4 protein-coding genes are annotated in these 4,799 nt (G+C 43.2%); 1 reads left to right on the forward strand and 3 read right to left on the reverse strand.

The window, feature by feature from the left end:
* From CWATDRAFT_RS29800 to CWATDRAFT_RS29810, 3 genes are all read right to left on the reverse strand, one after another.
* Positions 1 to 2,594 (reverse strand): methyl-accepting chemotaxis protein (locus CWATDRAFT_RS29800; RefSeq protein ID WP_042712884.1); only part of this gene is annotated, 2,594 nt, incomplete at its 3' end.
* Between the two features lie 93 nt (positions 2,595 to 2,687).
* Positions 2,688 to 3,047 (reverse strand): chemotaxis protein CheW, encoded by a 360-nt coding sequence (locus tag CWATDRAFT_RS29805; RefSeq protein WP_007308451.1) that lies wholly within the window; start codon positions 3,045 to 3,047, stop codon positions 2,688 to 2,690.
* Positions 3,048 to 3,083: 36 nt separating this feature from the next.
* A complete protein-coding gene (locus CWATDRAFT_RS29810) occupies positions 3,084 to 3,449 on the reverse strand; it encodes a response regulator (protein WP_042712886.1) in 366 nt (121 codons plus the stop codon).
* Between the two features lie 704 nt (positions 3,450 to 4,153).
* Here CWATDRAFT_RS29810 and CWATDRAFT_RS29820 point away from each other — a divergent pair.
* Entirely contained in the window at positions 4,154 to 4,501 is a 348-nt protein-coding gene (locus CWATDRAFT_RS29820; protein WP_007308449.1) for a hypothetical protein, read from the forward strand.
* Positions 4,502 to 4,799 lie beyond the last annotated feature (298 nt).

The raw sequence follows: 4,799 nt of genomic DNA on the forward strand, positions 1-4,799 counted from the left end.
GATTCTTGGGAGGTTTCTTGAGCCGTTAATTCCACCGACTGCATAACTTGACTCACCGCCTTAGAATTTTCCTGTTGTTGAATAGTATCCCCAGTAATCGATCGCACCAAGGTATTGATGTGATTAGATACATCAATAATATCTTCTAGAGAACGTTTTGCCTGTTCCGACTTATCAGTTACGTCGATCACCTGCTGGATGCCCTCTTCCATAGCCGTCATTACCGAGCCAGTTTCACTTTGAATTTGTAGTACAATTTGTTCGATTTCCTTCAAAGATTTTGCCGAACGATCCGCCAACTGACGAACTTCATCAGCCACAATAGCAAAGCCTCGTCCAGCGTCTCCGGCTCTGGCTGCTTGAATAGAAGCATTGAGAGCCAGCAAATTGGTTCGAGAAGCAATTTGAGAGATTAAAGCGACAATTTTGGAAATTTCTTGGGAAGCTTCTGCTAAGCGTTTCACCTTGCGAGTGGTTTCTGACACCGTTTCTCGAATTTGCAGAATACCAGCCACAGTTCGTTCCACAGCTTCACCCCCTTTAAGAGCAGTTACCGAGGAGCCATGAGCTACTTCTTCGGCCTTACGAGCGTTTTCTGCCACCCGTTGAATAGATTCGGTCATCACCTGCACAGAATTGAGGGTGACAGCTAATTCTTCCGCCATCCGTAGGGCATCACGGGAATTATTGCGAGCAAACAATTCACTATCAGTAGAACTCTTATTAACCTGTTTAGCGGTGCGTTTTACCTGAGCAACAATATCTCGTAGATTATGGATAGTTAAGTTAAAGGCATCGGCTACCGCCCCTAATACGTCAGCGGTGACTTCAGCTCCTACAGTTAAATCGCCTCTAGCCGCCCCTTCCACATCGTCGAGAAGGCGAATAACCTGCCGTTGCAGTTCCTCTCTAGCTTGTTCCATTTCCGCCGCCCGTTGTTGCGCTTCATTGGTGGTAGTGAGGATAACACGGGAAAGTTGGTTAAAGCTATGGGATAACTGACCTAACTCATCTTCGGAGTAAACCGTGGCCTTAACATTGTAATCACCAGCATACATAGAATCAAATTGAGTCTGAAGATCCTCGATGGTGCGTTTTAATTGATAGGAACTGAGCAAACCAAAAAAGAGAGTTCCGCCAAAGCCCACTAAACCACCGGTTAAAGCCAGTAACAAAAGAGGACTACCTTTTTTGGATTCCGATGAAGTTTCCGTGCCTTCTTCTGAGGGTTCCACCTGCTCAGCCGTTGGCTGTTCTTCCCTTACCTCGGTGGTTTTTGGTTTAGGAGACATCAACCAAGCCAAACCACTGACCAACAAAATAGCCATAAAAGAAGCGATTCCCGTGCCTCCGGCGGCCATCCAAGGTTTTAATTTGAGAGGAGCGTTGAAAAACCTACCGAAGTAACCTTGTTCAGTGTCTACTTTTGGTTTGTCTGCTTTGAGGGGGCTATCAGACAAAGAGGTATTATCCCCATCCTCAGACTTGACCCAATTCACAGTTTCTGGGCCTTGTTCTGAGAGAAGATCACCGGTTTGTAAACCCAAATTATCACTAAGCTGGTCGCTGGTTTGAGTGAAGAGACCAGAATCCGGTAATTGGTCGTTTATGTCTGTAAAATCAAAATTGGATAAATCCTCTAAAGCCTCATCTTGAAAAGCATCAAACTGATCTAAGACTTGCTTCTGTTCTTGAATTTGACCAGATGACATCATTTGAGGCGTACTTTGAACGGTGGGGTCATCGGGATGGGAATTATTAGACCAATCATTAGAGGAGTTCTCTGAGGAGGTTTGGCCGTCACGATTTCCCAGAGAGGGGGGATTGAGATTAGAAGAGACCACAAAGGTCTGGTCTTCATCCTCTTGCACCGCAGAGCATGCACTAGCTTCAGTTTCCAAACCGTGTCCCTCGGCAAAGGAAAAATCAGGAAAATCCTCATCAACAAAATCATTCCAACCATCGTCTTCTGCGGTATTGGTGTTGGGGAGATCCGTTTGAGAGTCAAAGGGCTTAACCTCGCTAAGGGTGGTAAAGGGATCAACCTCCATTTCCGAGGAAGTTCCTTTTTGCTCCCGATGATGATTATTCTCTAAAGGTTTACCTTGAGAGCCTTGCTGACCGATAGTCGGTTCTCCCAAATCTTCGTCGTCAAAAATAGCACTATCCCAGTCCAGTCCATCGAGGTCAAACTCTTGGGACTCCCAATCCTCCGATGACATTTCAGGTTCAGACCATTGTTCCTCGGTATCAACGGTCTGAGAACTGATGTTAGAAGAAGAACTGAGGCCATTACTTATCTGATTATCCCCTGACTGAGCGAGGAGTTTTTGAGCTTGTGTCAATCCTTGGTTGGCGCAGTCGACCAAATCTGGGCGATCGCTACGGCTGATGACCAGTTGATATTGTTGACAAGCGGTTTCGTATCTTCCCAAACTGAAATAAATATGACCCCGTAGTAATAAAACATCAGGGTCTTCAGGAAAAGCTTGGGCCATCGGTTCCATAAGGGTAGCGGCCTCTTCAAAGTTTCCCTGTCCGTAAGCGACATAAGCCTCATTATACAATTTTGCGTAGTCAGTACCTGATGTCATTGCCTTTCTCCTATAGGTTAAATATTGTCGGTTAAGGGTTAATTAATTAGTAGGTATATTTATATAGCTGAATCTTTGGTGTAGATGATTCTTTTAGGTTGCCCATCGGGCAGAGCGTAAAATCGCTACTTGATCTAATAAGCGTAGAACTTGATGAGTATTTTCCCCCAGCCACTCTCCTTGAACGTAAGGAGCAATATGGTCTGCCACCCAAATAACTTGGCCCCTCAAGTTGAGGGTCCCTAATAGTAAGGGTGAGGCATTGGGAATGGGGGTGATGCGGTCTGGACTTTGCTGCATTACTTCGCGAATGGCAATGGCAGGAAGAGCGAATTCTTCTTGTGAAGGCAGATGAAACCGTAAATATAGTTCTCCTTCAGGGGTTTGTAATGCCTCCATTTCAGGGGAGATGTCTTGTCCGTTGTCTTGATCTAAATCTAAATTGCTAACCATAGTTTTTTCCAATTATTAATAATAGTAATAGTGGTTTTAATGCCGCAGCAATTGTTGAATAGTGCCGATCAGTTCAACATCTTCAAAGGGTTTAGCAATGTAAGCATCTGCTCCTTGTTTCATCCCCCAATAACGATCAAATTCTTCCCCTTTAGAAGAACACATAACAATAGGAACATTTTGGGTTTTGGGATTAGTTTTAATACGACGGCAGACTTCATAGCCATTCATTTTAGGCATGACAATATCTAAAACAATCAGATCCAGACTCGATTCGTTAATGGATTCTAGGGCTTGAATGCCGTCCTCTGCGATCATGACCTGCCAACCATTCTTTGTGAGAATGGTTGAAATCATTTTTTGTTGGGCCGGACTATCTTCTACCAGTAAAACTGCTCTCATAACCTTTTCTCTACAGAGTTGGGATTTAGCTGACTCACTAAATTTATGGTTGAGGGATGATTGTTCGGTAATAATGAATAGATCACTGACTAAAATCTTGAAACTCAACCCGATATTGGGGACAGATTCAAAATTCTTCTCCCCAAGATGACATCAGGGTTTAGTTCAAAGATGAGACTTAACCCTGGAAGGGGATCGGTAATTAGGGAGATTTGATAGCCGTTTTTCATCAGAATACTCTCCACTGTTTTGCCAACGGAGAGATCATCATCGATACAAACTACATGAGGTTTTTTTTTGCTGTCGAGTTCTGTTGACGGGTTGGTTTGTGTAGATGAGGAGGGGGATCTTGTTATGACTGGATGTAACCATCCCCTTTCCACGTAAGGATAAAGTCCCCGTGCCAAGGTTCCTAAATTCCTTTGTAACCGACGGGAAAGCCTTCTTAGGGATGTTCTGCCATCGGCCCAGTGCAGTAGTTGGGTGATTTCCGAGAAAGCTTTTCCCATAGGGGGTAATCGCTTGGACTAAAGGCTTTCAAGAAATAAAAGGAACAGAGAGTTAGCGGATCTTGGTACACAACTTTAAAATTTCATAATTGGCTTGTCTGAAAAAACAGAAGAAATAGATTAAAATGAAGAGGTAAAAAGATTAGAGAGAGTAAATTGAAGCTAAAACAGACAAATAATCCCTTAACCCCGTCGATGGTCGATGATTTACGTTTAGCAGCCTCAAAAATGACGGGAGCAGAGCGTCGTTCATTTCAAGCTGAAATATGTCTCAAGTATTGTGGAGGAAGTGCCAGACAAACCGAAATCGTGTTTGGTTGGGGGAGAAAAAATGTTCAACTTGGATTACATGAAAAACGAACTGGGATAGTGTGTTTAGGATTACAATCAGTCAATAGTGGATGTAAAAAATGGGAGGAAAGATACCCAATAGTTGCCCAATCATTGAAAGAAATAGCCGAAGCTCACGCACAACAAAACCCCACATTTAATAACCCCATTGCCTATACAAGATTAACGGCGGCTGAAGCCATTAAACATTAAGAAATCTAGGATATAATGGAGAGGAGGTTCCTGCTGCTTCGAACAATGGCAGATATTTTAAATCGTTTGGGCCTATCGATTAAGAAAAAGTGGTAAAAAGCTAAACCCTAAAAAAAAATCTCGGAGACGGACGCTTCTTCGAGATTTTGGAGAAAAAGATTAAAAAAAGACCCTTCTGGAAAACTTAATTTGGATTGAAAACAACGGGGAATAGGAAATATTCCGTGGGGACAAACAAAGGTTTATCCAATCAAAACTTGATGGGGACTAAAAAAAACTTCCTTGGGGATGAAATAAA

The sequence above is a fragment of the Crocosphaera watsonii WH 8501 genome (assembly GCF_000167195.1).
GTDB lineage: Bacteria > Cyanobacteriota > Cyanobacteriia > Cyanobacteriales > Microcystaceae > Crocosphaera > Crocosphaera watsonii.